Annotated in this window: 24 protein-coding genes; 10 read left to right on the forward strand and 14 right to left on the reverse strand. The window is 72.4% G+C overall.

What is annotated here, in order from left to right; genetic code table 11:
- Positions 1–18: 18 nt before the first annotated feature.
- Genes ACZ41I_RS03520 through ACZ41I_RS03545 form a run of 6 tightly spaced genes read left to right on the forward strand, consistent with a single transcriptional unit; the run spans position 19 to position 4,065 of the window.
- On the forward strand, positions 19–447 hold the full coding sequence (locus ACZ41I_RS03520) for a cupin domain-containing protein (RefSeq protein ID WP_363218064.1): 429 nt from the start codon (positions 19–21) through the stop codon (positions 445–447).
- Positions 444–1,703 carry a beta-ketoacyl-[acyl-carrier-protein] synthase family protein gene (locus ACZ41I_RS03525; RefSeq protein WP_363218063.1) on the forward strand — a complete coding sequence of 420 codons (1,260 nt, stop codon included), beginning with the start codon at positions 444–446 and terminating at the stop codon, positions 1,701–1,703. The genes ACZ41I_RS03520 and ACZ41I_RS03525 overlap by 4 nt, the downstream gene beginning before the upstream one ends.
- Before the next feature lie 7 nt (positions 1,704–1,710).
- Complete coding sequence (locus ACZ41I_RS03530; protein WP_363218062.1) at positions 1,711–2,955, forward strand: ketosynthase chain-length factor; 1,245 nt, start codon at positions 1,711–1,713, stop codon at positions 2,953–2,955.
- Between the two features lie 22 nt (positions 2,956–2,977).
- Complete coding sequence (locus ACZ41I_RS03535) at positions 2,978–3,232, forward strand: acyl carrier protein (protein ID WP_351244748.1); 255 nt, start codon at positions 2,978–2,980, stop codon at positions 3,230–3,232.
- A 1-nt stretch (position 3,233) separates the two neighbouring features.
- Positions 3,234–3,713, forward strand: coding sequence for an SRPBCC family protein (locus ACZ41I_RS03540; RefSeq protein ID WP_363218061.1), 480 nt, complete (start codon positions 3,234–3,236; stop codon positions 3,711–3,713).
- A 19-nt stretch (positions 3,714–3,732) separates the two neighbouring features.
- Entirely contained in the window at positions 3,733–4,065 is a 333-nt protein-coding gene (locus tag ACZ41I_RS03545) for a TcmI family type II polyketide cyclase (protein ID WP_468513049.1), read from the forward strand.
- A gap of 75 nt (positions 4,066–4,140) precedes the next feature.
- Here ACZ41I_RS03545 and ACZ41I_RS03550 read toward each other — a convergent pair whose 3' ends face one another.
- Positions 4,141–5,205, reverse strand: a complete 1,065-nt coding sequence (locus ACZ41I_RS03550; protein ID WP_363218059.1) for a methyltransferase — start codon at positions 5,203–5,205, stop codon at positions 4,141–4,143.
- A 61-nt stretch (positions 5,206–5,266) separates the two neighbouring features.
- Positions 5,267–6,346, reverse strand: coding sequence for a right-handed parallel beta-helix repeat-containing protein (locus ACZ41I_RS03555; protein WP_468513050.1), 1,080 nt, complete (start codon positions 6,344–6,346; stop codon positions 5,267–5,269).
- Between the two features lie 193 nt (positions 6,347–6,539).
- Between ACZ41I_RS03555 and ACZ41I_RS03560 the strand changes: the two genes are divergently transcribed.
- Positions 6,540–7,733: a ferritin-like domain-containing protein gene (locus tag ACZ41I_RS03560; protein WP_468513051.1), complete on the forward strand. Its 1,194-nt coding sequence runs from the start codon at positions 6,540–6,542 to the stop codon at positions 7,731–7,733.
- Positions 7,734–7,754: 21 nt separating this feature from the next.
- On the opposite strand, the gene ACZ41I_RS03565 is transcribed toward ACZ41I_RS03560, so the two are convergent.
- The 4 genes from ACZ41I_RS03565 to lipB form a co-directional block, all read right to left on the reverse strand.
- Positions 7,755–8,444 (reverse strand): DUF4191 domain-containing protein, encoded by a 690-nt coding sequence (locus ACZ41I_RS03565; protein ID WP_363218056.1) that lies wholly within the window; start codon positions 8,442–8,444, stop codon positions 7,755–7,757.
- Positions 8,445–8,504: 60 nt separating this feature from the next.
- Positions 8,505–8,702 carry an SCO2195 family GlnR-regulated protein gene (locus tag ACZ41I_RS03570; RefSeq protein ID WP_069781302.1) on the reverse strand — a complete coding sequence of 66 codons (198 nt, stop codon included), beginning with the start codon at positions 8,700–8,702 and terminating at the stop codon, positions 8,505–8,507.
- A 230-nt stretch (positions 8,703–8,932) separates the two neighbouring features.
- Complete coding sequence (lipA, locus tag ACZ41I_RS03575) at positions 8,933–9,898, reverse strand: lipoyl synthase (RefSeq protein ID WP_468513052.1); 966 nt, start codon at positions 9,896–9,898, stop codon at positions 8,933–8,935.
- 115 nt (positions 9,899–10,013) lie between these two features.
- Positions 10,014–10,811, reverse strand: coding sequence for a lipoyl(octanoyl) transferase LipB (lipB, locus tag ACZ41I_RS03580; protein ID WP_363218054.1), 798 nt, complete (start codon positions 10,809–10,811; stop codon positions 10,014–10,016).
- Between the two features lie 239 nt (positions 10,812–11,050).
- Here lipB and ACZ41I_RS03585 point away from each other — a divergent pair, with 239 nt between their 5' ends.
- On the forward strand, positions 11,051–12,520 hold the full coding sequence (locus ACZ41I_RS03585; RefSeq protein WP_399773632.1) for a regulator: 1,470 nt from the start codon (positions 11,051–11,053) through the stop codon (positions 12,518–12,520).
- 58 nt (positions 12,521–12,578) lie between these two features.
- On the opposite strand, the gene ACZ41I_RS03590 is transcribed toward ACZ41I_RS03585, so the two are convergent.
- Complete coding sequence (locus ACZ41I_RS03590; RefSeq protein ID WP_468513053.1) at positions 12,579–13,943, reverse strand: NAD(P)/FAD-dependent oxidoreductase; 1,365 nt, start codon at positions 13,941–13,943, stop codon at positions 12,579–12,581.
- A 183-nt stretch (positions 13,944–14,126) separates the two neighbouring features.
- Entirely contained in the window at positions 14,127–15,023 is an 897-nt protein-coding gene (locus ACZ41I_RS03595) for a TIGR01777 family oxidoreductase (protein WP_399773626.1), read from the reverse strand.
- An 82-nt stretch (positions 15,024–15,105) separates the two neighbouring features.
- Here ACZ41I_RS03595 and ACZ41I_RS03600 point away from each other — a divergent pair, with 82 nt between their 5' ends.
- Entirely contained in the window at positions 15,106–15,594 is a 489-nt protein-coding gene (locus ACZ41I_RS03600; RefSeq protein WP_399773624.1) for a GNAT family N-acetyltransferase, read from the forward strand.
- 13 nt (positions 15,595–15,607) lie between these two features.
- On the opposite strand, the gene ACZ41I_RS03605 is transcribed toward ACZ41I_RS03600, so the two are convergent.
- Positions 15,608–16,792, reverse strand: coding sequence for a MarP family serine protease (locus tag ACZ41I_RS03605; protein WP_468513054.1), 1,185 nt, complete (start codon positions 16,790–16,792; stop codon positions 15,608–15,610).
- Positions 16,793–17,307: 515 nt separating this feature from the next.
- Here ACZ41I_RS03605 and ACZ41I_RS03610 point away from each other — a divergent pair.
- Positions 17,308–18,108: a peptidoglycan recognition protein gene (locus ACZ41I_RS03610; protein WP_399773619.1), complete on the forward strand. Its 801-nt coding sequence runs from the start codon at positions 17,308–17,310 to the stop codon at positions 18,106–18,108.
- A 102-nt stretch (positions 18,109–18,210) separates the two neighbouring features.
- Here ACZ41I_RS03610 and ACZ41I_RS03615 read toward each other — a convergent pair whose 3' ends face one another.
- From ACZ41I_RS03615 to sucB, 5 genes are all read right to left on the reverse strand, one after another.
- Entirely contained in the window at positions 18,211–18,729 is a 519-nt protein-coding gene (locus ACZ41I_RS03615; RefSeq protein ID WP_363218072.1) for a DUF4240 domain-containing protein, read from the reverse strand.
- A gap of 66 nt (positions 18,730–18,795) precedes the next feature.
- Positions 18,796–19,800 carry a helix-turn-helix transcriptional regulator gene (locus ACZ41I_RS03620; RefSeq protein ID WP_399773616.1) on the reverse strand — a complete coding sequence of 335 codons (1,005 nt, stop codon included), beginning with the start codon at positions 19,798–19,800 and terminating at the stop codon, positions 18,796–18,798.
- A gap of 76 nt (positions 19,801–19,876) precedes the next feature.
- On the reverse strand, positions 19,877–22,579 hold the full coding sequence (gene aceE / locus ACZ41I_RS03625; protein ID WP_468513055.1) for a pyruvate dehydrogenase (acetyl-transferring), homodimeric type: 2,703 nt from the start codon (positions 22,577–22,579) through the stop codon (positions 19,877–19,879).
- Between the two features lie 260 nt (positions 22,580–22,839).
- Positions 22,840–23,463 (reverse strand): GntR family transcriptional regulator, encoded by a 624-nt coding sequence (locus ACZ41I_RS03630; RefSeq protein WP_363218046.1) that lies wholly within the window; start codon positions 23,461–23,463, stop codon positions 22,840–22,842.
- 183 nt (positions 23,464–23,646) lie between these two features.
- Positions 23,647–25,434: a 2-oxoglutarate dehydrogenase, E2 component, dihydrolipoamide succinyltransferase gene (sucB, locus tag ACZ41I_RS03635; protein WP_468513056.1), complete on the reverse strand. Its 1,788-nt coding sequence runs from the start codon at positions 25,432–25,434 to the stop codon at positions 23,647–23,649.
- Positions 25,435–25,447 lie beyond the last annotated feature (13 nt).

A 25,447-nucleotide genomic window follows, 5' to 3' on the forward strand; every position in this document is an offset into this window, starting at 1 on the left:
CACTCACGGAGGACTGTCGTGATCAAACCCCTTCCGAAGATCGTGGACCTCAGCGAGGTCGAGCCCAACACCCGGCGCGGCGGCGATCTGCGCGCCATGCTCACCCCGGCCACGGTGGGCTCGACCAGCGGTTTCATGGGCGTGGCCATCGTGCAGCCGGGCGACCGCATCGGTGAGCACTACCACCCGTACTCCGAGGAGTTCGTGTACGTCGTCTGTGGCCAGCTGGAGGTGGACCTGGACGGCGAGCCGCACCCGCTGCGGCCCGAGCAGGGCCTGATGATCCCCATGAACATGCGCCACCGCTTCCGCAACGTCGGCAATGTGGAGGCGCGGATCGTCTTCCACCTGGGGCCGCTGGCCCCGCGACCGAGCCTCGGCCATGTCGACACGGAGGAGACGGAGCCGGTGGCCGTCGCCGCCGAGGCGGGGCAGGCCCGATCATGACCCGGCGCGTGGCGGTGACCGGTATAGGCATCGTGGCCCCGGGCGGGATCGGCGTGCCGGCGTTCTGGGATCTGCTCGCCGAAGGCCGTACCGCGACGCGCGGCATCACGTTCTTCGACCCCGCCGGGCTGCGGTCGCGGATAGCAGCCGAGTGCGACTTCGACCCCGCGGCGCACGGTCTGGACGCCGAGCAGGTGGAGCGGGCGGACCGGTACATACAGTTCGCCCTGGTCGCCGGGGAGGAGGCGGTCCGGGACTCCGGTCTCGACATCGCCCGGGAGGACCCGTGGCGGGTCGGGGTCTCCCTGGGGACCGCCGTCGGCGGCACCACCCGCCTGGAGCACGACTACGTCCTGGTGAGCAGCCGCGGGCAGCGCTGGGACGTGGACCACCACAAGGCGGAGCCGCAGCTGCACCGGGCGTTCTCGCCGAGCACCGCGGCCTCCGCGGTGGCGGAACGTTTCGGCGCTCAGGGTCCGGTGCAGACGGTGTCCACCGGCTGCACCTCCGGACTCGACGCCGTCGGATACGCCTTCCACACCGTCCAGGAAGGCCGGGCCGACATATGCATCGCGGGGGCCGCGGACTCGCCGATCTCCCCGATCACCATGGCCTGCTTCGACGCCATCAAGGCCACCTCCCCGAACAACGACGACCCCGAGCACGCCTCCCGGCCCTTCGACAACAACCGTGACGGCTTCGTCATGGGCGAGGGCGGCGCGGTGCTCGTCCTGGAGGAACTGGAGCACGCCCGGGCCCGCGGCGCCCGCGTCTACTGCGAGTTCGGCGGCTACGCCACCTTCGGCAACGCCTACCACATGACCGGCCTGACCAAGGAGGGCCTGGAGATGGCGCGGGCCATCAAGACCGCCCTCGACCAGGCCCGGCTCGACCCGACGGCGATCGACTACGTCAACGCCCACGGCTCCGGCACCCGGCAGAACGACCGCCACGAGACGGCGGCCGTGAAGCGGGCCCTCGGCCACCACGCCTACGACACCCCGATGAGCTCCATCAAGTCCATGGTGGGGCACTCCCTCGGGGCGATCGGCGCCATAGAACTGGTCGCCTGCGTGCTGGCCCTCGCCAAGCAGGTCGTACCCCCCACCGCCAACTACGAGATCCCCGACCCCGAGTGCGACCTGGACTACGTCCCGCGGGTCGCCCGCGAACGCCGGCTGACCAGCGTGCTGTCCGTGGGCAGCGGGTTCGGTGGCTTCCAGTCCGCGGTGATCCTGACCCGGCCGAGGGAGTGAGGACACGATGAGCGAACCACAGGACCGGCAGGCGGCCGTCACCGGTATCGGGGTGGTCGCGCCCAACGGCACCAGCACCGACACCTTCTGGAAGGCCACCCAGGAGGGCCTCAGCGTCCTCGACCGGATCACCCGCGAGGGCTGTGAGCACCTTCCCCTCAAGGTGGCCGGCGAGGTCCGCGCCTTCGACCCGGCGGCCACGATCGAGGAGCGCTTCCTCGTCCAGACCGACCGGTTCACGCACTACGCCATGGCCGCCGCCGACTTCGCGCTCGACGACGCCCGGCTCGGCCAGGCCGACACCCCGGACGCCCCCTACTCCATCGGCGTGGTCACCGCCGCCGGGTCCGGCGGCGGCGAGTTCGGCCAGCGCGAACTCCAGCAGCTGTGGGGCAAGGGCAGCCGGTTCGTCGGGCCGTACCAGTCCATCGCCTGGTTCTACGCCGCCAGCACCGGCCAGGTCTCCATCCGCCGCGGCTTCAAGGGACCCTGCTCGGTCGTCGCCTCCGACGAGGCCGGCGGTCTCGACGCCCTCGCCCACGCGGCCCGCGCGGTGCGCCGCGGCACCGACGCGATCGTGGCCGGCTCCACCGAGGCACCGCTCGCGCCGTACTCGATGGTCTGCCAGCTCGGCTACGAGGAACTCAGCCGCGAGAGCGACCCGGCCCGCGCCTACCGGCCGTTCACGGAGGGCGCCTGCGGGTTCGTGCCGGCCGAGGGCGGCGCGATGCTCGTGATCGAGGCGGCGGGCACGGCGCGCGACCGCGGCGCCGACGTCCGGGCCCTCGTCGCCGGACACGGGGCCACCTTCACCGGCGCCTCCCGCTGGACGGAGTCCCGCGACGGCCTCGCCCACGCGATCCGGCAGGCCCTGCGGGAGGCCGGCTGCGCCCCCGAGGAGGTCGACGTCGTCTTCGCCGACGCCCTCGGCGTGCCGGAGGCGGACCGGGCCGAGGCACTGGCCATCGCCGACGCCCTCGGCGAGCACGGCACCCGGGTGCCCGTCACCGCCCCGAAGACCGGAATCGGCCGGGGATACTGCGCCGCCCCCGTGCTCGACACCGCGGCGGCCGCGCTCGCCCTGCAGCACGGCCTGATCCCGCCGACGCCGAACGTCTTCGACGTCTGCCACGACCTCGACCTCGTGACCGGCCGCGCCCGGCCCGCCGAGCTGCGCACGGCACTGGTGCTCAGCCGCGGGCTCATGGGGTCGAACTCTGCGCTGGTGCTGCGGCACGGCGCCGCGCAGTGAGCACAGCAAAGGAGGAAAGCGCATGTCCCAGATCACCGTGGAAGAACTCGCCGCGCTGATGAAGAAGGCCGCCGGAGTCACCGTCAGCCCCCAGCAGCTCCAGGAGAAGCCCGACACCGGCTTCGACGTCCTCGGCGTCGACTCGCTGGGCCTGCTCGGCATCGTCGGCGAGCTGGAGAACGCACACGGCACCCCGATGCCGGTCGACGCGGAGCGCTGCAAGACGCCCCAGCAGTTCCTCAACCTCGTCAACAGCACCCTGATGGCAGGAGCCTGAGATGGCAGGACACACCCAGAACGAGATCACCATCGCCGCCCCGCTGGATTTGGTCTGGGACATGACCAACGACCTGGAGCGCTGGCCCCAGCTGTTCAGCGAGTACGCGTCGGTGGAGGTCCTCAAGAGAGAGGGCGACAAGACGACGTTCCGGCTGACCATGCACCCGGACGAGAACGGCACCGTCTGGAGCTGGGTCTCCGAACGCGAACCGGACCGCGACAGCCTCACCGTCACCGCCCGCCGCGTCGAGACCGGCCCCTTCGCCCACATGAACATCCACTGGCGGTACGAGGAGGTACCGGCCGGCACCCGGATGGTGTGGACCCAGGACTTCGCGATGAAGCCGGACGCCCCCGTCGACGACGCCTGGATGACCGACAACATCAACAAGAACTCCAAGGTCCAGATGGCCCTGATCCGCGACAAGATCGAGAAGGCGGCCGCCGGTCACCGGCCCGCCCCGGCCCTGGCCGACTAGCCGGACGGAGGACACGACCGTGCACCAGGCCCTGATCGTCGCCCGCATGGCCCCGGGTTCCGCCCCCGACATCGCCAAGGTGTTCGCGGAGTCGGACCGCGGAGAGCTGCCGCACCTCGTCGGAGTCGTCCGGCGCAGCCTCTTCCAGTTCGGCGATGTGTACATGCACCTCATCGAGTCCGAGCGCGAGCCGGGACCGGCCATCGCCAAGGTCACCTCGCACCCCGAGTTCAAGGGGGTCAGCGAGCGGCTCTCGGCGTACGTCAGCGCGTACGACCCGGAGACCTGGCGGTCCCCGAAGGACGCGATGGCACAGCGCTTCTACCTCTGGGAGCGCGACGCCGGCGTCTGATCCCCCTCCCGGACACCGGTGCCGGGCCCGCCTCCGATGCGGCCCCGGCACTGGTGTGCGGCGAGGATGCGCAGCTCACATGGGGATCGTGCAGTCGAACGCGTGCAGATAGGGGTTGACCGGCCGGATCTCACCGACCGTCAGGCCCGCCGCCTCCAGCCGCCCGACCATGCTCTGCGTGGTGTGCTTGGCCCCGCCGACGTTCAGGAGCAGCAGCAGGTCCATCGCGGTGCTGAAGCGCATCGACGGGGTGTCGTCGACGAGGTTCTCGATGACCACGACCCGCGCGCCGGGGCCGCCCGCCTCGACGACGTTGCCCAGCAGCCTGGCCGTGGACTCGTCGTCCCACTCCAGGATGTTCTTGATGATGTAGACGTCGGCCTCGACCGGGACCGACTCGCGGATGTCACCCGGCACGATCCGCGCCCGCTCCGCGAGGTCGCCGCCCGGGCGCAGCCGGGGCAGGGCGTTCTCCACCACCCGCGGCAGGTCCAGCAGCCAGCCCCGCATCGCCGGGTACTTGTCGAGCAGGCTGGCCACCACGTGTCCCTGCCCGCCGCCCAGGTCCGCCACCGACCTGCTGGCGGACAGGTCCAGCAGCGCGGCGACATCGCGCGCCGACTGCTCGCTGGACGTGGTCATAGCCCGGTTGAAGACATCGGCCGACTCCGGGGCGTCCTCGTTCAGATAGACGAAGAACTCCTTGCCGTAGAGGCCCTCGACGACGTTGCGGCCGGTGCGCACCGCCTCGTCCAGCTTCGGCCAGGCGTCCCACGTCCAGGGCTCGGTGCACCACAGCGAGATGTCGCGCAGGCTGTGCGGGTCGTCCTCGCGCAGCAGCCGGGACATCTCGGTGTGGCCGAACCTCCCGTCCGGGTGCTCGGCGAAGACGCCGTAGCAGGACAGGGCACGCAGCAGCCGGCGCAGCGGCTTCGGCTCGGTCTTCACCGCGGCCGCGAGGTCCTCCACGGCCGTCGGAGCGTCCCCGAGGGCGTCGGCGACCCCGAGCCGGGCGGCCGCGCGGACGGCGGCGGCGCACGCCGCCCCGAACACGAGCTCTCTCAGCCGCATCGACGGCGGCGGGGACGGGGGTGCGCCCTGCGCGCAGGGAGCCGAGAGCTCGGGGGATGGTGCGGTCATGTGCCGCCTTCCTTCCTTGCCTGGGTGGGGTACGGCGCCTGGGTGGGGTACGGCCGTCCGGTCAGCACAGACCCGCGGGCTTCGAGGTCCCGCAGACGTTGCGCTGGAAGACGTTGCTGCTCTTGGCGGCTTCCTGGTTCACGAGGTCGGCCGGGCCGTTGCCGCCCAGCCGGTTGCCCGAGATCCGGTTCCGCTCGCTCGTGGCGCCCACGAAGCTCTTGAACAGGACGATCCCGCCCGACAGCGGGGACGCTCCGGAGTTGGCGCCGACCACGTTGTGCGTCACCACGGTGTCCTCGGCGCCGGTCAGGATGATGCCGGAGCCCTGCAGGAAGGGCAGCCGTGCGGTCGCCGCACAGTACTTGTTGTTCCGTTCGATGAGGTTGTGGCTGACCGTCAGGGCGCCCGTCCTCGGCTTGTTCTCGTCGCCGACGACGAAGACGCCTGCGCAGTTGCCGGTGATGTAGTTCTGCTTGACGGTGAGGTTGCGCAGCCGGCGGACGGTGATGCCGATCCGGTTGTCCTCCAGCCGGTTCTGTTCGAGGACGGTGCCCCCGGTGTCGGCGGCGCCCTGCTCGGCCGTGATGGTGTTGGCGAGGAACAGGCCGGCGTCACCGTTGGACCGGGCGATGTCCTGCCGGTAGACACTGCGGGTGGAGCGCTCCTCCGCGATGCCCCACTGGCCGTTCTTGTCGGCCGTCACCGCGCGCACGGTCAGGCCGTCCGCGCCCACCGCGACCACACCGATCTTGGAGAAACCGGTCACGGTCAGGTCGGCGACGGTGACGCCCCGGACAGGCTGGTTCTTGGCTCCGACCACACAGATGCCGTTGCCCTGCCCCGCGCAGCTCTTCCCGGCCTTCTCGGTGCTCCCGGCCTTGTCGGCGGCCGGTTGGAGCACGGTGTCCGGGCCCACGCCGCGCAGCGTGATCCCGGACGTGGTCACCTCGACGCTTTCGTGGTACGTGCCGGCCTGCACGAGCACCGTGTCGCCGGACCGCGCGGCGTCCACCGCCTTCTGGATCGACTCACCCGGATGCACGACGTGCACCTGGGGATCGGCCGACGCCGGGGCGGCGCCGAGGAGCGCGCCGAGGACTGCGGTGCTGCAGGCAACGTACGGGATATGGCGTTTTGTCACATTCGGAAGGCTAGGAGCGCATGAGCCGATTACCGGCAGGATGCTCCGTTCGGCGGCGTGTCAGCGGCCGGTCCGCGCCACACCGGCGGCCGGACGTCCCGGAAACGGCCGCGCCGGCTTGCTAGCTTCGCGAGCTGTCGAAGAGGCCCCGGCCGCCGTGTGCGCAGGCGGGGCAGGACGGAGCGGAGGCAAGGTGACGGGCACGAGCGAACATCCGGACGGGCCGACGGCCGCCCCGGTCGGGCGCAGAGGCTTCCTGGCAACGGCCGCCCTGGCCGCCACCGCACCGGTCCCGGGCACCGCTCCGGCACCGCCGCCCGCTGTCGCACCGGCAGCCGCAGGGCCGCCCGACGGTCCGGCTGCCACGCCCGGCGCCGCGCCGGGCTCGCTGCCCGGCTCCGGGCCCGGCCGCGGCTCCATGGCCCGTCTGCTCGCCGTGCCCGAGGGCGACCGCGGGATCGAGTGGATCCGCGCGGCCCTGGACATCGCCGTGCGGCTCGAACTCGCCACCATCCCGCCGTACCTGTGCGGCTGGTGGTCGGTCAGGGACCGCCGCGGCGAGGCCGCGCGGCTGATCCGGCGCATCGTCGGCGACGAGATGTACCACCTGGGCGTCGTCTGCAACCTGCTCGTGGCCGTGGGCGGGCGGCCACGGATCAGGGACGCGGCGCTGCACTATCCCGGCCCGCTGCCCGGCGGTGTGCGCGCCGGGGTGCACGTGTACCTCTCGGGCCTCACCAGGGACTACGTACGCGACGTGATGATGGCGATCGAAGCCCCCGAGGCCCCGCTCGCCCGCACGGCGGCCCACTCGCCCACCATTGGCGGCTTCTACGGCGACCTGCAGGAGGCGTTCCGGCGCACCGCGCCGTATCTGTCGGCCGAGGGACAGCTCTCCGACCGCATCGGCTCCGACGTGCTGGAGCCGGTCACCGGCCTCGACGACGTCGACCGTTCCCTGGAGATCGTCAGGGAGCAGGGCGAGGGCACCACCAGCTCCCCGGCCAACGCCTTCGAGGACGACCACCCGGCGCACTACTACGCCTTCGCGGAGATCTACCACGGGCGGCGGCTGAGCCGGACCTCCCAGGGCTGGCAGTTCACCGGCGCGTCCGTACCCTTCCCCGACGCCCGCCCCATGGCCGCGGTCCCACCCGACGGCTGGCCCCGCCCGCCGGCCCAGGTCCAGCGGCTGCTGGACCAGTTCGACAGCACCTACTGGGCGGTGCTGGACTCCCTGGACGAGGCGTGGGGCGGCGGTGGCGGCCGCAGCCTGGGCGCGGCGGTACGCGCCATGCGCGCCATGGAGGACCCGGCAGTGGAACTGATGGAGACCCCCCTCCCCGACGCCCCGGGCACCTACGGCCCCCAGTTCCGGCCCAGCTGATCGGGCGGGGTGGTGTAACGGTCAGCGGCCCTTCGGCATCCGCATGCCCTTGGGCATGGGCCCCTTCGGCACCGGCATGTTGCTCATCAGGTCCCCCATGGCCCGCAGCCGGTCGTTGGTGGCCGTCACCTGGGGACCGGTGAGCACGCGCGGGAACTTCAGCAGCGTCGTACGCAGCTTCTTCAGCTCGACCTGCCCCTCGCCGCTGCCGACGATCACGTCGTGTACCGGCACGTCCGCGACGATGCGGTTCATCTTCTTCTTCTCGGCGGCCAGCAGGCCCTTCACCCGGTTCGGGTTGCCCTCGGCGACCAGCACGATGCCGGCCTTCCCGACCGCCCGGTGCACCACGTCCTGGCTGCGGTTCATCGCCACCGCCGGAGTGGTCGTCCAGCCCCGGCCGATGTTGTCCAGCACGGCGGCCGCGGCGCCCGGCTGGCCCTCCATCTGGCCGAAAGCGGCCCGCTCGGCCCGGCGGCCGAACACGATGGCCGTCGCCAGCAGAGCGATCAGCAGGCCGAAGATGCCCAGGTAGATCGGGTGACCGATCAGGAAGCCGATCGCGAGGAAGACACCGAGGGTGCCGATGCCGACGGCCGCGAGTACAAGACCGATCTTTTTGTCGGCCTTGCGGGTCATCTTGTACGTGAGAGCGATCTGCTTCAGTCGCCCTGCGTTCGCGGCGTCCGCCGCGGTTTCCTTCCTCGCCATGCCACGAAGTCTACGTGCCCCCGGGAGTGCGGACGACGGCAGTGCCCGGGGCGGCGCGGGTCAGGAGCGGTCGGCGGCCTGCTCCAGGACACGCTGCGCCTCGACCCGGTCCTTGGCGCGCCGGCGGTCCTCCAGCACGGAGGTCCACGCGTTGCGGCGGGCGGTGCGCTGGCCGCCGCTCATGAGCAGGGACTCGACGGCGCGGAGGGCATCGGTGAAGGACGGGATGGCGGTGGCGCGTACGGGCGCGGCCTGCATGATCGAGGTCCCCCCTCGGATCGGATGGTGTACGGGGCGTGATACCAGAGTCACTGATTGGTGTTACCAGGGCGTGTCCGACCGGTCAAACGCCAATGAAGCCTTGATACAGAGCCCTGAAACGCTGACGCGGCCCTGATGCCCGCCCTCATCAGCGAGGACGGTCAGGACCGCGTCGACTCGGCCATTACTGGCCGGTAAGTGCTTGTGCGTGAATTCACACGCTGGCCTCACACCGCCTGGACGGCGATGTAGGAACCACGCTTCTCGATCGCCATCCGGTACAGGCGCCCGGCACGGTAGGACGACCGCACCAGCGGGCCGGACATCACACCGGAGAAGCCGATCTGCTCGGCCTCCTCCTTCAGCTCGACGAACTCCTGCGGCTTGACCCAGCGCTCGACCGGGTGGTGCCGGACGGAGGGGCGCAGGTACTGGGTGATGGTGACCAGTTCGCAGCCCGCGTCGTGCAGCTGCCTGAGCGCCTCGCTGACCTCCTCGCGGGTCTCGCCCATGCCGAGGATCAGGTTGGACTTGGTCACCAGGCCGTAGTCGCGGGCCTCGGTGATGACCTTCAGGGAGCGCTCGTAACGGAAGCCGGGGCGGATCCGCTTGAAGATCCGCGGGACCGTCTCGACGTTGTGCGCGAAGACCTCGGGGCGGGCGGCGAAGACCTCTGCGAGCTGCTCGGGAACGGCGTTGAAGTCGGGAGCCAGCAGCTCCACCTTCGTACGGCCGCCCTCGCGGTCCGCCGTCTGCTGGTGGATCTGGCGCACGGTCTCGGCGTACAGCCAGGCGCCGCCGTCCTTCAGGTCGTCGCGGGCGACACCGGTGATGGTGGCGTAGTTCAGGTCCATCGTGACCACGGACTCACCGACGCGGCGCGGCTCGTCGCGGTCCAGGGCCTCGGGCTTGCCGGTGTCGATCTGGCAGAAGTCGCAGCGCCGGGTGCACTGGTCGCCGCCGATGAGGAAGGTCGCCTCGCGGTCCTCCCAGCACTCGTAGATGTTCGGGCAGCCGGCTTCCTGGCAGACCGTGTGCAGGCCCTCGCTCTTCACGAGGTTCTGCATCTTGGTGTACTCGGGGCCCATTTTCGCCCGGGTCTTGATCCACTCGGGCTTGCGCTCGATGGGGGTCTGGCTGTTGCGGACCTCCAGGCGCAGCATCTTGCGTCCGTCGGGTGCGACTGCGGACACGACCGGCTCCCTAAGCTTTGATTCTTCGGCGTACACCAGCGTACGCCCGTGCTCTGCACGCCCTGGCGGTGAGGCCAACCCCACAGCCGCAGGGCGCATTCCCCCCGGCGGTGGATCAGGCGGAGGCCTTCTCGATCTCCCGCGGCTTCAGTTCCGCGTGCTCCAGGATGTCCCTGAGGTGCTTCTCGACCACCGGCAGGACCTCCTCGATCGTGACGTCCCGGCCCAGCTCGCTCGCGAGGGAGGCCACGCCCGCGTCCCGGATGCCGCACGGGATGATCCGGTCGAACCACTTCATGTCGGGGTTCACGTTGAACGAGAAGCCGTGCATGGTGACGCCCTTGGCGACCCGGATGCCGATCTGGGCGATCTTGCGGTCCTCGCGGCGCTGGCCCGCGTTGGAGGGGGCGTACTCGGGACCGTTCAGCCGCGGGTCGAACTCCTCGTCGGCGAGGCGCGGGTCGAAGTCCAGGGACAGCCCTCCCAGGGCCGGCCGCTGCTCGACCGGGTCGCCGAGCACCCACACGCCGCTGCGGCCCTCGACCCGGGTGGTCTCCAGGCCGAACTCGGCGCAGGTGCGGATGAGGGCCTCCTCCAGGCGCCGGACGTGCGCGACCACGTCCACCGGGCGCGGGAGCTTCTGGATCGGGTAGCCCACCAGCTGGCCGGGGCCGTGCCAGGTGATCTTGCCGCCGCGGTCCACGTCGACGACCGGGGTGCCGTCCAGCGGGCGCTCGCTGTCCTCGGTGCGCCGGCCGGCGGTGTACACCGGGGGGTGCTCCAGGAGGATCACGGTGTCCGGGACCTCGTCGGCGAACCGGGCCGCGTGCACCCGCCGCTGCTCGTCCCACGCCTCCTGGTAATCGACGGCATCCGCACCGAACCCCATGCGGACGAACCGCAACTCACTCACGGCAAGCGCCTCCCTCAGCGACCGGTGTGTCAGGCACATAGCGCGCCCACGCCACTGTACGACCGACCGGCGTACGTCAGCCCTGCGGGCGTTCCTCACACGATCGGATGAATGCGGAGGGAAGACTGTGATCACCTGTTCACTCTCCGCTACATTCACGCCGTTCGTGCGGCCATAAGGGCTGCTCAAAGGCAATCCGGGCACTTCAGAAGCACGGAAGGCAGGAGACCGCACCGCAGATGACGGACCGACCCGCGCAGCGCACCCCCAACCGCCAGCTCGCCGCGCTCATCGCAGAGGCGGGGTTCTCCAACGCGGGTCTGGCTCGTCGCGTCGACCAGCTCGGCCTGGAGCACGGGCTGGACCTCAGATACGACAAGACCTCGGTCACCCGCTGGCTGCGCGGACAGCAGCCGCGCGGTACGACCCCCGCCCTCATCGCCGAGGTGTTCACACGCCGGCTCGGGCGCCGGCTCACCGCCCAGGATCTGGGCCTGGACGCGTGTGCGCCGGTGTACGCCGGGCTGGAGTTCGCCGCCACCCCGGAGGAGGCCGTCGACATCGTCAGCGGGCTGTGGCGCAAGGACTCAGGCAGCCACGCCGAGCTGCGCAAGATCGCCTTCACCCCGGCGGGGCTCGTGGTGCCCAGCCGGGACTGGCTGATCGGCAAGCCGGACGACAAGGTGGCCCGCGAACAGGCACCCCGGGTGCCCGCGCAGGGTCGCCCGGCCCCGGCCAAGCCCCAGGTCCGGCCGGTGCTGCCGGTTCCGCCCCGGGCCCGCGGACAGGCCGAGCGGGCCCCCGGCCACAAGGTCACGGGCGGTGACATCAATGCGCTGCGCTCGGTCGGCGAGCTGTTCCGCACCCTCGACGACCGGTTCGGCGGCGGCCACGCCCGCCAGGCCCTGGTGCGCTATCTGGAGCACGAGTGCGAGCCGATGCTCCGCGGCACCTACGACGAGCAGACCGGCCGCCGCCTGTTCGCCGCGGCGGCCGACCTGACCCGGCTCGCCGGCTGGACCTCGTACGACATCGCCGCGCACGGCCTCGCCCAGCGCTACTTCGTGCAGGCCCTGCGGCTCGCGCAGGCGGCCGGTGACCGTGCGTACGGCTCGTACGTCCTGGTCACCATGAGCCGCCAGGCCGTCTACCTCGGCCACGGCAGGGAGGCCGTGCAGCTGGCCCGGGTCGCCCAGCAGGGCGCGGGCACGGGTGGCCCGCCGGTCGTGCAGGCGCTGCTGCACGCCTCCGAGGCGAGGGCGCACAGCGTGCTCGGCGAGGTGCGGGCGTGCACGGCGGCGCTCGTGCGGGCCGAGCGCGCCCTGGAGGCGGCCCGGCCCGGCGACGAGGTGCCGTACTGGGCCAAGTTCTTCGACGAGGCGCAGCTCGCCGACGAGTTCGGGCACTGCCACCGGGATCTGCAGCAGTTCCGGGCGGCCGCCCAGCACGCCGAACGCTCGCTGCAGCTGCGGGCCCCCTCCTACGCCCGCAGCCGCCTCTTCTGCCGGGTCGTCCTCGCCACGGCCCGCCTCGGGCTCGGCGAACTCGACCAGGCGTGCGCGCTTGCCGCCGAGGCGGCGGGGCAGGCCGCGGAGATGCGGAGCGCTCGCGCGGTGGAGTACGTGCGGGACTTCGAACGCCGGCTGGAGCCGTACCGGGACGCGGCACCGGTCAGGGGGTACCGGGAGAAGGTGGCGGCGCTGGCATGAGGGCGGGCTGAACAGGGTCCGGCGCCACCGGTCGGGTGACCGGCGGTGCCGCACTCTCCTACGCCGCCCGCGGCAACGTCGGTGCCGGGTCGGCCCGGTGCAGGGAACCAGCTGCGCCCAGGTCGGCCAGGATGGCGCTCGCGGCCCTGTGGGCCGAGTGGAGGGCGCCCTGGACCGTGCTGGTGTCGCGGTGGTCGCCGCAGACGTACAGGCCCGCCAGGAGGCGCACGGGGCGGCGCAGGTCGTGTGGGGGGCGCATGGCCGGGACGGCCTCCGGGGTGTGGTGGACCGCCAGCGTCTCCCAGCGGCGCGTCGAGGTGCCGTAGAGCCGGGCGAGGTGGATGCGCACCGCGGTGTCGGTGCCCTCGGGCGGGGTGCCCAGCACCGTCGAGGAGATCAGTACCCGGCCGACCGGCGCCCGGCTCGGGTCCACGCTGCTGAGCACCGCCGTGTGTGCCACCGGCCCGCCGCGGTCGGCGTCCAGCAGCAGCGAGGTACCCGCCGAGAAGGCCGCCGCCGGATCGTCGGTGGTGTGGTGGACCACGGTCACCGGGTGGAAGTCCGGCACCCGCAGGCCCGGCAGCAGCTCCGCCGCGGCCCGTGCGTCCGTCGCCAGCAGCACCGCCCGGCAGCGGATCTCGCCGTGCTCGGCGGTCGTCACCGCGGTCGTGGAGACCGACGTGACCCGCACCCCGGTGTGCACGGTGCCGGGCGGCAGGGCCCGCGCCAGCAGCACCGGCAGCATCTCCGCGCCGCCCTCCGGCACACACAGCCGGCCGCTCGCGAAGGCCCGCAGTGCGAGGTCGGCACACCGGCTGGAGGTGCTGAGATCCGGGTCGCACAGCAGCGTGGCGAGCAGCGGGCGCAGGAAGCCGTCGATCGTGCGCCCCGGCATCCCGCGCTGGGCGAGGGCCTGTCCGGCGGGCATCTCCGGGCGCGCCAGGATGCGTTCGACCGGGGTGGTGGCGATCCGGCCGAGGGCGGTGCCGAGCCGGGCCTGGTCGACCGCGCCGCCCACCGGCGCGCCGACCCGGCCCGGGGTGGCCGCCGGCCCCCTGGGGGCGCTTGCAAGGGCGCGCACCACATGGAGTGCGCCCCTTGCGCTCCCTCCGGCCGCCGGTGCGCCGGCGCGCTGTGCGCGTCCGTCGCGGTGCAGCAGGACACCGGGCGCGAAGGTGCGCAGCACCAAAGAGTCCAGGCCCGGGGTGATGCGGAGTTCGGGGTAGGACGTGGACAGCAGCTGTCCGATGCGGTCGAGCCGGAAGCCGTCGACCTTCTCCGTCGACATGCGGCCGCCGACGTACGGGGCGGCCTCCAGGACTGCGGTTGAGATTCCTGCGCTGGTCAGCCGATGAGCCGCCGAGAGTCCGGCGATTCCGGCTCCCACGATGACGACGTCCACCTGGTACGCGGGCTCAAGCACGAGGCCCCTCCTGTGGTTGCGCGGCCGGTGGAGACGTCATGCCCCCAACTGGCTCCGGGGATACCCGAGTTCGGGTCGAGGTTAGGGCCGTGATCGGTCGCAAACAGTCGCGCATCAACAGGGCACGGTCGCATGGAGGTCGCATACGGTCACGTCTGTTCGCCCGTGTTGCAGGTTCTCCTCTCAGCCCGCGGAGCGGATCGCGTCATCGATACCAGGGAAGGCGAAACGGAACCCCGCCCCCAACAACCGCTTCGGCACCACCCGCTGGCTCCCCAGCACATCCCCGGCCAGCTCGCCCAGCACCGCCCGCAGCACCGGTGCGGGCACCGCGAACGGCGCCGGGCGGCGCAGCACCCGTGCCATCGCCGCCGTGATCTCACGGTTCGTCAGCGGCTGCGGGGCCGTCAGGTTGAACGGCCCGGACAGCGTGCCGTGGTCGATGAGATACCGGAGCGCGGCGACCTCGTCGTGCAGCGCGATGTACGACCAGTACTGCCGCCCGTCACCCAGCCGCCCCCCGAGCCCCGCCCGGAACAGCGGGAACAGCCGCCCCCACGCACCGCCGCCCCGCGCCACGACCAGACCCGTCCGCGCGAACACCGTCCGCACGCCGGCCTCCCGCGCGGGCGCCGCCGCCTCCTCCCACTCCACGCACAGCGACGGCAGAAAACCGTCGCCCGGCGGCGCGTCCTCGTCCACCACCCGGTCGCCGGTGTCGCCGTAGATGCCGATCGCGCTGCCGCTGACGAACACCCGCGGCGGCTCGGGCAGCGCGGCCACCGCCTCCGCCAGCGCGGCCGTACCCAGCACCCGGCTGTCCCGCAGCAGCCGCTTGTACGACGGCGTCCAGCGCCGGTCGCCGATTCCCGCCCCGGCCAGATTGACCACCGCGGCACAGCCGCTCAGCCCCGCCGCGTCGACGTACTGCCCCACGGGGTCCCAGCAGACCTCGTGCGGGCCCGCAGCCGCCCGGCGCACCAGTCGCACCACCTCGTGCCCGTCCGCGGTCAGGGACCGCACCAGGGCGCTGCCGATGAGCCCGGACGCGCCGGCCACGGCGATTCGCATACGCTCCATGGCCCCAGCATGCCCGCGGCCCCGGCAGGCCCGCCCGAAATACGCGTGAGGCGCTCCGGCCGCCCGCCGTAAGGTGATCGCCATGCCGGAGCCGTACATACGCATCGCCGTGGCCGCCGACGAAGAGGAACTGGCCGTCCTCGACCGGGCCACCTGGTCCACCCTGCACGCCGTGTCGCCGCGACCGGAGCCGCCGTACAAGCCGTTCTTCGACGAGCGCCACCTCCCGGGGGACTACCTGGTCGCCGAGACCGAGGGGCGGCTGGTCGGCTATGTCCGCATCGCCCGCCCGACCCCGCTGGCTTCCAACGCGCACGTCCTGCAGATCCAGGGCCTCGCCGTCGCCGAGGAGGCACGCGGGCGGGGGCTCGGGCGCGCGCTGATCCGGGCCGCCGTCGAGGAGGCGCGCGGGCGCGGCGCACGGCGGCTGAGCCTGCGGGTGCTCGGGCACAATGCCCCGGCCCGCGCGCTGTACGCGTCCGAGGGGTTTGTTGTCGAGGGAGTGCAGCCGGGGGAGTTCCTCCTCGACGGCGCCTACGTCGACGACGTGCTCATGGGCCGGCGGCTGTGACCCCCTCCGCTCGCTAGGAGCTGACCAGCTGCCCCGTGTCCACCGGCACTGTCGCCCCCGCGGCGCGCCGGGCGTCGCCCGCCACCTCGTCCGCCGTCAGCGCGTACCCCGTCTCGGCGTTCGAGGTGGAGCGGGCGAAGACCACGCCGAACACCTTGCCGTCCGTGGTCAGCAGCGGGCCGCCGGAGTTGCCCGGCCGGACCGTGGACCGGATCGAGTAGATGTCCCGGGTGACCACGCCGTCGTTGTAGATGTTCTGCCCGGTCGCCCGCACCCGGCTCGCCACCGTCGCCGCCTGCAGGTTCAGGCTGCCGTCCTGCGGATAGCCCGCCACCACCGCCGCCGCGCCGCGCACCGCGCCCGTGTCGAAGCGCAGCACCGGGGCCCGCAGATCCGGCACATACAGCACCGCCACGTCCCGGTCGGGGTCGAAGAGCACCACCCGGGCCCCGTACGACCGCCCGACGCCGCCCACCCGCACGCTCGGGTGGTCGATGCCCGCCACCACGTGCGCGTTGGTCATCACATGCCGCGCGGAAGAGACGAACCCGCTGCCCTCCCGGCCCTCGCTGCCCGAGACGCCCTCGATCTTCACCGTGCTCAGCTTCGCGGCGCGCGTCGCGGCCGGGGTGACGCTGTCACCCGTGGGCCGGGCCACCCGGGCCGTCGACTCGTTCTCGAACGGGTTGAAGACCTGCGGGAAACCCGCCTCCGTCAGCGCCGACGTGGCCCGTGAGAACCACGCGGGCGTGGTGTCCGGCATCGCCTGCTGCACCGCGCCGAGCAGCGTCGAGTTCCGTATCGCCGTGGTCAGGGTCTGCGAGGGGGCCGCCGCCAGCACGCTCGCCGCCACCCAGGCCACGATCAGCACCGCGACCGAGTTCGCCGCCGCGCCCCCTATCCCGTCCGCCACCCGCAGCGGACCCCGGTCCAGCTCCCCGCGCAGCCGCAGCGCCAGCCGGCCCGCCAGCTCGTGCCCCAACACCGCCGGCACCAGCACCGTCACCACCGCGAGCACCGTCGCCTGCGCCGTACCCCGCTCCACCAGGCCGGTCACCCAGGGCAGCACCCATACGCCGACGACGGCACCGCCGACGAACCCGGCCAGCGAGACACAGCCGGCGACCAGCCCGCGCCGGTAACCGGACGCTGCGTAGACGAGGATGACCAGCACAAGCACCAGGTCGAGCAGGTCCACGGAGCCGCCTTTCTCTCGGACCCCTCAGTACGGACGGGACGGGCCCGGTGATCAGTCACCCGTACGGGCACGGCCACCGGGCGTCGAACCGGCCACGTATGTGTGTACCCCCAGAAACGTCCCGGACCAGGACGATGGTTCCGCCGGGTGGCACAGCGCACATCGCGGACACGCCCCGCCACACCGAGAGTGGGACCATGCACGCCGCCCGAAGAACAGTGCACAGCTCCGGAACCCGACAGCCGCCGGGGCCGCCGGGGACCACGGAAAGAGCGGAAAGAGCGGAAAGAGCGGAGACCGGGGAGGGTCCGGAGGGGGTGGGGACTGCGGAGGGGGAGGCGCGTTCGGAGGGGACGGAGATCCCGGAGGCCTGGAGTGCGGGGGCGCCGAGGCCGTCGGGAGACCCTGGCATGCTCGGGACACCGCAGGGACCCGGGCTCTCCGGGGCAGCGGCCACGCCTGGACCGCCGGAACCGCCGGAGCGCCCGGGAAGGCGGAGCCGGGCGCGCCGGCGGGTGCCCGGAGTCCTGCTGCTGGTCGGCGGTCTGTCCGGGCTGGTGGCCGTCCTCGCGCTCGTCCTGTGCGCCCGTGATGCCGGGCGCCCCCAGGGGATCCGTCCGGACCGGCCGGGACCGGCCCGCACCCCGGCCCACCGCGCCGCCCGGCCGCACATCGTGCCCCGCTCCGTCTGGCTGGGCACCGCCCGGCGCACCCAGCCGCCCCCGCGCTACGACGACAAGGTGGTCGCCGTCTTCGTCCACCACACCGACTCGCCGAGCGCGTACGACTGCGCCGACGCGCCGCGCATCATCCAGCACCTGTACGCCGGGCAGACCGGCGACCGCCGCTGGGACGACATCGGGTACAACTTCCTCGTCGACCGCTGCGGCACCATCTACGAAGGCCGCGCCGGAGGCGTCGACCGGCCCGTCACCGGCGCCCACACCCTGGGCTTCAACCACCGCACCGCCGGCATCGCCGCCCTCGGCACCTTCACCGCCGGCGTCCCCGTGCCCCAGGCCATGACCGACGCGATCGCCGCCCTGACCGCCTGGAAACTCGGCCTCGCCGACGTCGACCCGCGCGCGACCGTCCGCCTGGTCTCCAGCAGCAGCCACAGCCGCTACCGCTCCGGCACCACCGCCACCCTGCCCGCCCTCGCCGGCCACAACGCCGGGTTCATGACCAGCTGCCCCGGCGCCGCCCTCACCGCCCGCCTCCCTGAGATCAGGGAGAAGGCCGCCCGCCTCCAGGGCCGCACCGCCGCCCTCCGGCCCCGCACCGCCCCCGCGCCGCCGTCCACAGGAACGCCATAGCCGCCACGCAGGGCCCTGAGAACCCCGCGCGCCCTACGGTCGTGCACGTCACCAGGCTCGACCGGGCCGACGCCGCCCCGCTGCACCGCGCGGTGGGGCCGCTCACTCCCTGAAACGGTTCCACAACCGGGGGAACCGTTCGGCGAGCGCCCGCTCGTTCTCGAAGTCCACCGGTGTGCCCTCCGGCTCGGCGGGCGCCGGGGCGATACCCAGATCGGGCGCGACGGTGCCGGTCAACTGCTCGTACGCCTCGTCCGCCGCGTAGCCCAGCTCCTCGCCGTCGCCGTCGATCTCCTCGTCGAACTCGCCCAGCAACTCCGCCAGCGCGTCCGGATCGTGCAGGGCGCCCTCGTAGACCTCGCGGCCCTGGCCGATCAGCCAGCACCGGAAGAAGTCGAACGCGTCGTCGCTGGCCCCGTCCAGCAGCACCCAGGCGGCGCCCCACAGGTCCCAGCGGTAGGCACGGTTGTATCGCGCCTCGAAGTGACGGGCGAAGTCCAGGACCAGATCGGGGTCCAGCCGGAGCAGCCGGTCCACGAGCACGTCGGCCTGCTCCTCGGGATCGCCCTCGGCGGTCTCGCGGGCGGCGTCGATCAGCTCCCAGAACTCCGTCTCGTCCATCACGGCACCAGCATCGGGCCTCCACCGGAGGGACGCACGCGGAGTGCGCCGGAGTGCGGCGGATCGTTACCCGGCGCCCGTACGGTCAGGGGGGCGCGGACCGCCGTACAGCGCGGCCAGCCGGGCAGCGGTCTCCGCGAACCGCTCGCGCAGGCTCTCGGGGGCCAGCACCTCGACGTCCGCGCCGAGCGCCGTCAGCTGCGTGTGTGCGACCTCCTCGGACTCCACCGGCAGCGTCACCGTCACCCAGCCTTCCCCGTCCGGCTCGCCCACCTCGCTCAGCGCCTCCCGCGCCGACATCGGGTCGCAGGCGTACCGCAGCGCGCGCACGCCTCCCGGGGACAGCCGTACGATCACCTCGGCGCGCAGCAGCGAGCGCGCGAACCGCTCGGCCTGCTCGGCCCAGTGGCCGGGGAGATCGAAGTCCGGATCACGGGCGAAGCGTTCCTCCAGCGGATCCACCGCGCCGAACCGGTCGATCCGGTACGTCCGGAAGGCCCCACCGCCGACCACCCGCGCGCACAGGTACCAGACGCCCGCCTTCAGCACGAGCCCGTACGGCTCCAGCAGCCGCTCCACCTCCTCCTCGCCCCGCCGGTACCGGGCGGTGACGCGGCGGTCGTCCCACACCGCCTCCGCGACCACCGGCAGCAGCGCGGGCGTCTCCGGCTCCCGGAACCAGGCCGGCGCGTCCAGATGGAACCGCTGCGCGGCGCTGTCCGGGGCGTCCCGCAGGGACGGCAGCAGCGCAGCCGACACCTTCAGCCGGGCGGCGGACGCGGCATCCTCCAGGCCCATCTCCCTCAGCGCCCCCGGCACCCCGCTCAGGAACAGCGCCTCGGCCTCGCTCCGGGCCAGCCCGGTGAGCCGGGTCCGGTATCCACCCACCAGCCGGTATCCCCCGGCCCGCCCCCGGTCGGCGTACACCGGCACCCCCGCCTCCGACAGCGCCTGCGCGTCCCGCGTCACGGTCCGCTCCGACACCTCCAGCTCCCGCGCGAGCTCGGCGGCGGTCATGGAGGGCCGGGACTGGAGGAGGAGAACCATCTTGATCAGGCGTGCGGCACGCATGCGTCTCATGATGCCGGGGGGTACCGACAAGGAAGGGGTACGGCAGCAGCCGTACCCCTTCACAGAACCCCGGTGACTACAGCCCGTACTTCTCCCGGGCCTCCTTGACCGCCGTGGCCTTCACCTCGCCGCGCTTGGCGAGCTGGGCCAGGGCCGCGACGACGATCGACTGGGCGTCGACCCCGAAGTGGCGGCGGGCGGCCTCACGGGTGTCCGACAGACCGAAGCCGTCGGCGCCCAGCGAGGACCAGTCCTGCTCGACCCACTGCGCGATCTGGTCCGGGACCTGGCGCATGTAGTCCGAGACCGCGAGGACCGGGCCCTCGGCACCCTGCAGCGCCTGGCGGACGAACGGCACGCGCTCCTCGCCGCGCAGCAGCGCCGCGTCGGCCTCCATCGCGTCCCGGCGCAGCTCCGACCAGGAGGTCGCCGACCAGACGTCGGCCGCGACACCCCACTCCTCGGCGAGCAGCTTCTGGGCTTCGAGGGCCCAGTGGATGGCCGTACCGGAGCCCAGCAGCTGGATGCGCGGGGCGTTCGCCGGGGCGGTCACGCCCGCGGACTCCGCCGTGTTGAAGCGGTACAGGCCCTTGACGATGCCCTCGTCGATGCCGAGACCCTGCGGCTTCGCGGGCTGCGGCAGCGGCTCGTTGTAGACCGTCAGGTAGTAGAAGACGTTCTGGTCCTCGCCCGGCTTGGCCTCGCCGTACATCCGGCGCAGACCCTCACGGACGATCACCGCGATCTCGTAGGCGAACGCGGGGTCGTACGTCAGCGCGGCCGGGTTGGTCGCCGCGATGACCGGGGAGTGGCCGTCGGCGTGCTGCAGGCCCTCGCCCGTCAGGGTCGTACGGCCCGCCGTCGCGCCGACCAGGAAGCCGCGGCCGAGCTGGTCGCCGAGCTGCCACATCTGGTCGGCGGTGCGCTGCCAGCCGAACATCGAGTAGAAGATGTAGAACGGGATCATCGCCTCGCCGTGCGTCGCGTACGCGGTGGACGCGGCGATGAAGTCGGCCATCGAACCGGCCTCGGTGATCCCCTCGTTGAGGATCTGGCCGTTCTTGGCCTCCTTGTAGTACATCAGCTGGTCGCGGTCGACCGGCTCGTACGTCTGGCCCTTGGGGGAGTAGATCCCGAGGGACGGGAACAGCGACTCCATACCGAAGGTGCGCGCCTCGTCCGGGACGATCGGCACCCAGCGCCTGCCCGTCTCCTTGTCGCGGACCAGGTCCTTGACCAGGCGGACGAAGGCCATGGTCGTGGCCACGTTCTGCGAGCCGGAGCCCTTGTCGAAGGAGGCGAAGGCCTTCTCGGCGGGGGCGGGCAGCGGGGCCAGCGCGTGCGTACGGCGGGCCGGGGCCGGACCGCCGAGGGCCGCGCGGCGCTCCTGGAGGTAGCGGACCTCGGGGGAGTCGGCGCCCGGGTGGCCGTAGGGGACCACGCCGTCGACGAAGTCGCTGTCCTTGATCGGCAGGCCGAGCAGGTCGCGCATCGTCTTGAACTCGTCCACCGAGAGCTTCTTCATCTGGTGGTTGGCGTTCTTCGACGCGAAGCCCTCACCGAGGGTGTGGCCCTTGACCGTCTGGGCCAGGATCACGGTCGGCGCGCCCTTGTGCTCGACGGCGGCCTTGTACGCGGCGTAGACCTTGCGGGCCTCGTGACCACCGCGCGAGAGGTGGAAGCACTCAAGGATCTTGTCGTCGCTCAGCAGCTTCGCCATCTCGACGAGCGCCGGGTCCTTGCCGAAGAAGTCCTGGCGGATGTAGGCGGCGTCGCGGGTCTGGTACGTCTGGATCTGCGCGTCCGGTACCTCGCGCAGGCGGCGTACCAGCGCGCCCGTGGTGTCCAGCTGGAACAGCTCGTCCCAGGCGGTGCCCCACAGCGTCTTGACGACGTTCCAGCCGGCCCCGCGGAACTGGGCCTCCAGCTCCTGCACGATCTTGAAGTTGGCGCGGACCGGGCCGTCGAGGCGCTGCAGGTTGCAGTTGATGACGAAGGTGAGGTTGTCCAGCTCCTCACGGGCGGCGAGCGCGAGGGCCGCCGTCGACTCCGGCTCGTCCATCTCGCCGTCGCCCAGGAAGGCCCAGACGTGGGACGCGGAGACGTCCTTGATGCCGCGGTTGGTGAGGTAGCGGTTGAAGCGCGCCTGGTAGATGGCGGAGAGCGGGCCGAGGCCCATCGACACCGTCGGGAACTCCCACAGCCAGGGCAGGCGGCGCGGGTGCGGGTACGACGGCAGGCCGTTGCCGCCGGCCTCCTGGCGGAAGTTGTCCAGGTGGTGCTCGTTCAGCCGGCCGTCGAGGAAGGCGCGGGCGTAGATGCCGGGGGAGGCGTGGCCCTGGATGTACAGCTGGTCGCCGGAGCCGTCCCCCTCCTTGCCCTTGAAGAAGTGGTTGAAGCCGGTCTCGTACAGCCAGGCCGCCGAGGCGAAGGTGGCGATGTGGCCGCCGACGCCGTACTTCGCGCCGCGGGTCACCATCGCGGCCGCGTTCCAGCGGTTCCAGGCGGTGATCCGGGCCTCCATCTCCGGGTCGCCGGGCAGGCCCGGCTCGGCGGAGGTGGGGATGGTGTTGACGTAGTCCGTCTCGAGGAGCTTCGGCAGCGCGATGCCGCCCGCCTCGGCGCGCTCCAGCGTGCGGCGCATCAGGTATGCGGCGCGGTGCGGCCCGGCCTCCCTGGCGACGGCGTCGAGGGAGGCCTGCCATTCGGCGGTCTCCTCCGGGTCGCGGTCGGGGAGCTGGTCGAGCGCGCTCGGCTGGATGGCGTTGGGGTCGGTCATGTCGCCGCCTTCCTCAGTCGAAGGGGGTTCCCTCATCGGTAAGGGGTTCGGGGGTGCCCTTGGTCTTTGGCAGGACAGGGCGCGGACCTCGGTGGAAGTCCGTCGGCGACTGTAACTCCCTGATCGATGATCGATCAAAGGGTTCGGGGGGAAAACCTCTCGATTTCGAGAAAGTCGGCACGGGGTGCCTTCGAGGATGGCACCGGGTGACGCCGAATCGCCTTGTTTTCGCAGGTGAGCGGGGGGATGCTCGGGTGCGATCAAGGGCGCGGCGCGCAGCCCAGGACGTGCGCCTTCACCAGCTCCGCGATCCGCGGATCCCGGCGCTTGAACGCCTGCACCAGCTCCTCGTGCTCCTCCGCGTACGACTGCTGCACCGTGCCCAGCCAGCGGATGGACAGGGCCGTGAACACCTCGATACCGAGGCCTTCCCAGGTGTGCAGGAGCACCGAGTTGTCCGCGGCCCGGACCAGCTCGCGGTGGAAGCCGACGGTGTGGCGGACCTGGGCCGTGCCGTCGGCGTTGCGGTCGGCGTCGTAGAGCGCTGCCACATGCGGCTCCAGGGCCGAGCAGTCCTCGGCGAGGCGGTCGGCCGCGAGTTCCGCCGCGATGGCCTCCAGGCCGGCCCGGACGGGGTAGCTCTCCTCCAGGTCCGCCGCGGTCAGATTGCGGACGCGTACGCCCTTGTTGGGGGCCGACTCGATCAGGCGGAGGGACTCCAGCTCGCGCAGGGCCTCGCGGACCGGGGTCTGGCTGACCTCCAGCTCGGTGGCGATACGGCGCTCCACGATGCGCTCGCCCGGCTGCCAGCGCCCGCTGACGATTCCCTCCACGATGTGCTCGCGGATCTGTTCGCGCAGCGAGTGGACGACGGGCGCGGTCATGAGGGCTCCTTCGGGAGGGCTGACGGTTAGACAATACGGCGCGTTCGCTCCGCGGGTAGGAGGTGTGGGGCCGCTTTTGCGCAGGTGAGACGAGCCTTACACGCAACGTGTGCCGACAAACACGAAACGCCCCGCCCGGAGAAGCTCCGGACGGGGCGCCGTACTGCGGTCCGATCAGGGAAGTCAGAGGCCGAGCTCGACCTCGAACTCGCCCGCCTCCAGGATCGCCTTGACCGCCGTCAGGTAACGGGCCGCGTCGGCGCCGTCGACCAGGCGGTGGTCGTAGGAGAGGGTCAGGTAGGTCATGTCGCGGACGCCGATGACCGTGCCCTCCTCGGTCTCGATGACGGCCGGACGCTTGACCGTGGCACCGATGCCGAGGATCGCGACCTGGCCCGGCGGCACGATGATCGTGTCGAACAGCGCGCCGCGCGAACCGGTGTTGGAGATGGTGAAGGTCGCGCCGGACAGCTCGTCCGGGGTGATCTTGTTGGCGCGGACCTTGCCCGCCAGCTCCGCCGTGGCCTTGGCGATGCCCGCGATGTTGAGGTCGCCGGCGTGCTTGATGACCGGGGTCATCAGGCCCTTCTCGGAGTCCACCGCGATACCGATGTTCTCGGCGTCGAAGTAGGTGATCGTGCCCTCGGCCTCGTTGATCCTGGCGTTGATGACCGGGTGGGCCTTCAGCGCCTGCGCGGCGGCCTTGACGAAGAACGGCATCGGCGAGAGCTTGACGCCCTCACGGGCAGCGAAGGAGTCCTTCGCCTGGGCGCGCAGCTTCATCAGGCGGGTGACGTCGACCTCGACGACCGACGACAGCTGGGCCTGCTCGTGCAGCGCCTTGACCATGTTGTCGCCGATGACCTTGCGGATGCGGGGCATCTTGACGGTCTGGCCGCGCAGCGGGGAGACCTCCAGCGCCGGGGCCTTCTTCGCGGCGGCCGGAGCGACGGCGGCGGCCGGAGCCGGAGCGGCGGCGGCCTTCGCGGCCTCGGCGGCGGCGATGACGTCCTGCTTGCGGATGCGGCCGCCCACGCCGGTGCCCTTGACGGTGGCCAGGTCGACGCCGTTCTCGGCGGCGAGCTTGCGCACCAGCGGGGTGACGTACGCGCCCTCGTCGGTCGCCTGGGTGGCGGTCGGGGAGGTGGGCGCGGCGGTCGGGGTGACCGGGGCCGGAGCGGGCGCCGGAGCCGGGGCGGCAGCGGCGGGCGCGGCCGGAGCGGCGGGGGCCGGAGCGGGGGCCGGGGCCGGGGCGGGGGCCGGAGCCGCGGGGGCGGCCGGGGCCGGGGCCGGGGCAGCGGCGGCGGGAGCCGGGGCGGGCGCGGCCGGAGCCGGAGCGGCGGCCGGGGCGGCACCGGGCGCGCCGATGACGGCGAGCTTGGCGCCGACCTCGGCGGTCTCGTCCTCGTTCACCACGATCTCCAGCAGCACGCCGGAGGCGGGCGCCGGGATCTCGGTGTCGACCTTGTCGGTGGAGACCTCCAGCAGCGGCTCGTCGGCCTCGACGGAGTCACCGACCGACTTCAGCCAGCGGGTTACGGTGCCCTCGGTGACGGACTCACCGAGCGCGGGCAGGACCACGTCCGTGCCCTCGGCGCCACCGGCCGGAGCGGCCGGAGCGGCGGGGGCCTCGGGGGCCGGGGCGGGGGCCGGGGCCTCAGCCACCGGAGCGGCCGGAGCCGGAGCCGGGGCCTCGGCGGCGGCGGGGGCCGGGGCGGCCGCGGGGGCGCCGGTACCGTCGTCGATGACGGCCAGCTCGGCGCCGACCTCGACCGTCTCGTCCTCGGCGACCTTGATGGAGGCCAGCACACCGGCGGCCGGCGAGGGGATCTCGGTGTCGACCTTGTCGGTCGAGACCTCGAGCAGCGGCTCGTCGGCCTCGACGCGCTCGCCCTCGGCCTTCAGCCAGCGGGTGACAGTGCCCTCGGTGACGCTCTCACCGAGCGCCGGAAGGGTTACGGAAACCGCCATGGTTTCGGTTGCT

The sequence above is a fragment of the Streptomyces sp. NPDC030799 genome, assembly GCF_055572255.1.

What these genes read in the sequence shown, in the direction of transcription:
- ACZ41I_RS03535 (WP_351244748.1), top strand. Translation starts at nt 2,978, where the DNA reads ATGTCCCAGATCACCGTGGAAGAACTCGCCGCGCTGATGAAGAAGGCC.
- ACZ41I_RS03525 (WP_363218063.1), top strand. Translation starts at nt 444, where the DNA reads ATGACCCGGCGCGTGGCGGTGACCGGTATAGGCATCGTGGCCCCGGGC.
- ACZ41I_RS03600 (WP_399773624.1), top strand. Translation starts at nt 15,106, where the DNA reads ATGCCGGAGCCGTACATACGCATCGCCGTGGCCGCCGACGAAGAGGAA.
- ACZ41I_RS03630 (WP_363218046.1), bottom strand. Translation starts at nt 23,463, where the DNA reads ATGACCGCGCCCGTCGTCCACTCGCTGCGCGAACAGATCCGCGAGCAC.
- ACZ41I_RS03615 (WP_363218072.1), bottom strand. Translation starts at nt 18,729, where the DNA reads ATGGACGAGACGGAGTTCTGGGAGCTGATCGACGCCGCCCGCGAGACC.
- ACZ41I_RS03570 (WP_069781302.1), bottom strand. Translation starts at nt 8,702, where the DNA reads ATGCAGGCCGCGCCCGTACGCGCCACCGCCATCCCGTCCTTCACCGAT.
- ACZ41I_RS03550 (WP_363218059.1), bottom strand. Translation starts at nt 5,205, where the DNA reads ATGACCGCACCATCCCCCGAGCTCTCGGCTCCCTGCGCGCAGGGCGCA.
- ACZ41I_RS03565 (WP_363218056.1), bottom strand. Translation starts at nt 8,444, where the DNA reads ATGGCGAGGAAGGAAACCGCGGCGGACGCCGCGAACGCAGGGCGACTG.
- sucB (WP_468513056.1), bottom strand. Translation starts at nt 25,434, where the DNA reads ATGGCGGTTTCCGTAACCCTTCCGGCGCTCGGTGAGAGCGTCACCGAG.
- ACZ41I_RS03595 (WP_399773626.1), bottom strand. Translation starts at nt 15,023, where the DNA reads ATGGAGCGTATGCGAATCGCCGTGGCCGGCGCGTCCGGGCTCATCGGC.
- ACZ41I_RS03530 (WP_363218062.1), top strand. Translation starts at nt 1,711, where the DNA reads ATGAGCGAACCACAGGACCGGCAGGCGGCCGTCACCGGTATCGGGGTG.
- ACZ41I_RS03620 (WP_399773616.1), bottom strand. Translation starts at nt 19,800, where the DNA reads ATGCGTGCCGCACGCCTGATCAAGATGGTTCTCCTCCTCCAGTCCCGG.
- ACZ41I_RS03585 (WP_399773632.1), top strand. Translation starts at nt 11,051, where the DNA reads ATGACGGACCGACCCGCGCAGCGCACCCCCAACCGCCAGCTCGCCGCG.
- ACZ41I_RS03540 (WP_363218061.1), top strand. Translation starts at nt 3,234, where the DNA reads ATGGCAGGACACACCCAGAACGAGATCACCATCGCCGCCCCGCTGGAT.
- aceE (WP_468513055.1), bottom strand. Translation starts at nt 22,579, where the DNA reads ATGACCGACCCCAACGCCATCCAGCCGAGCGCGCTCGACCAGCTCCCC.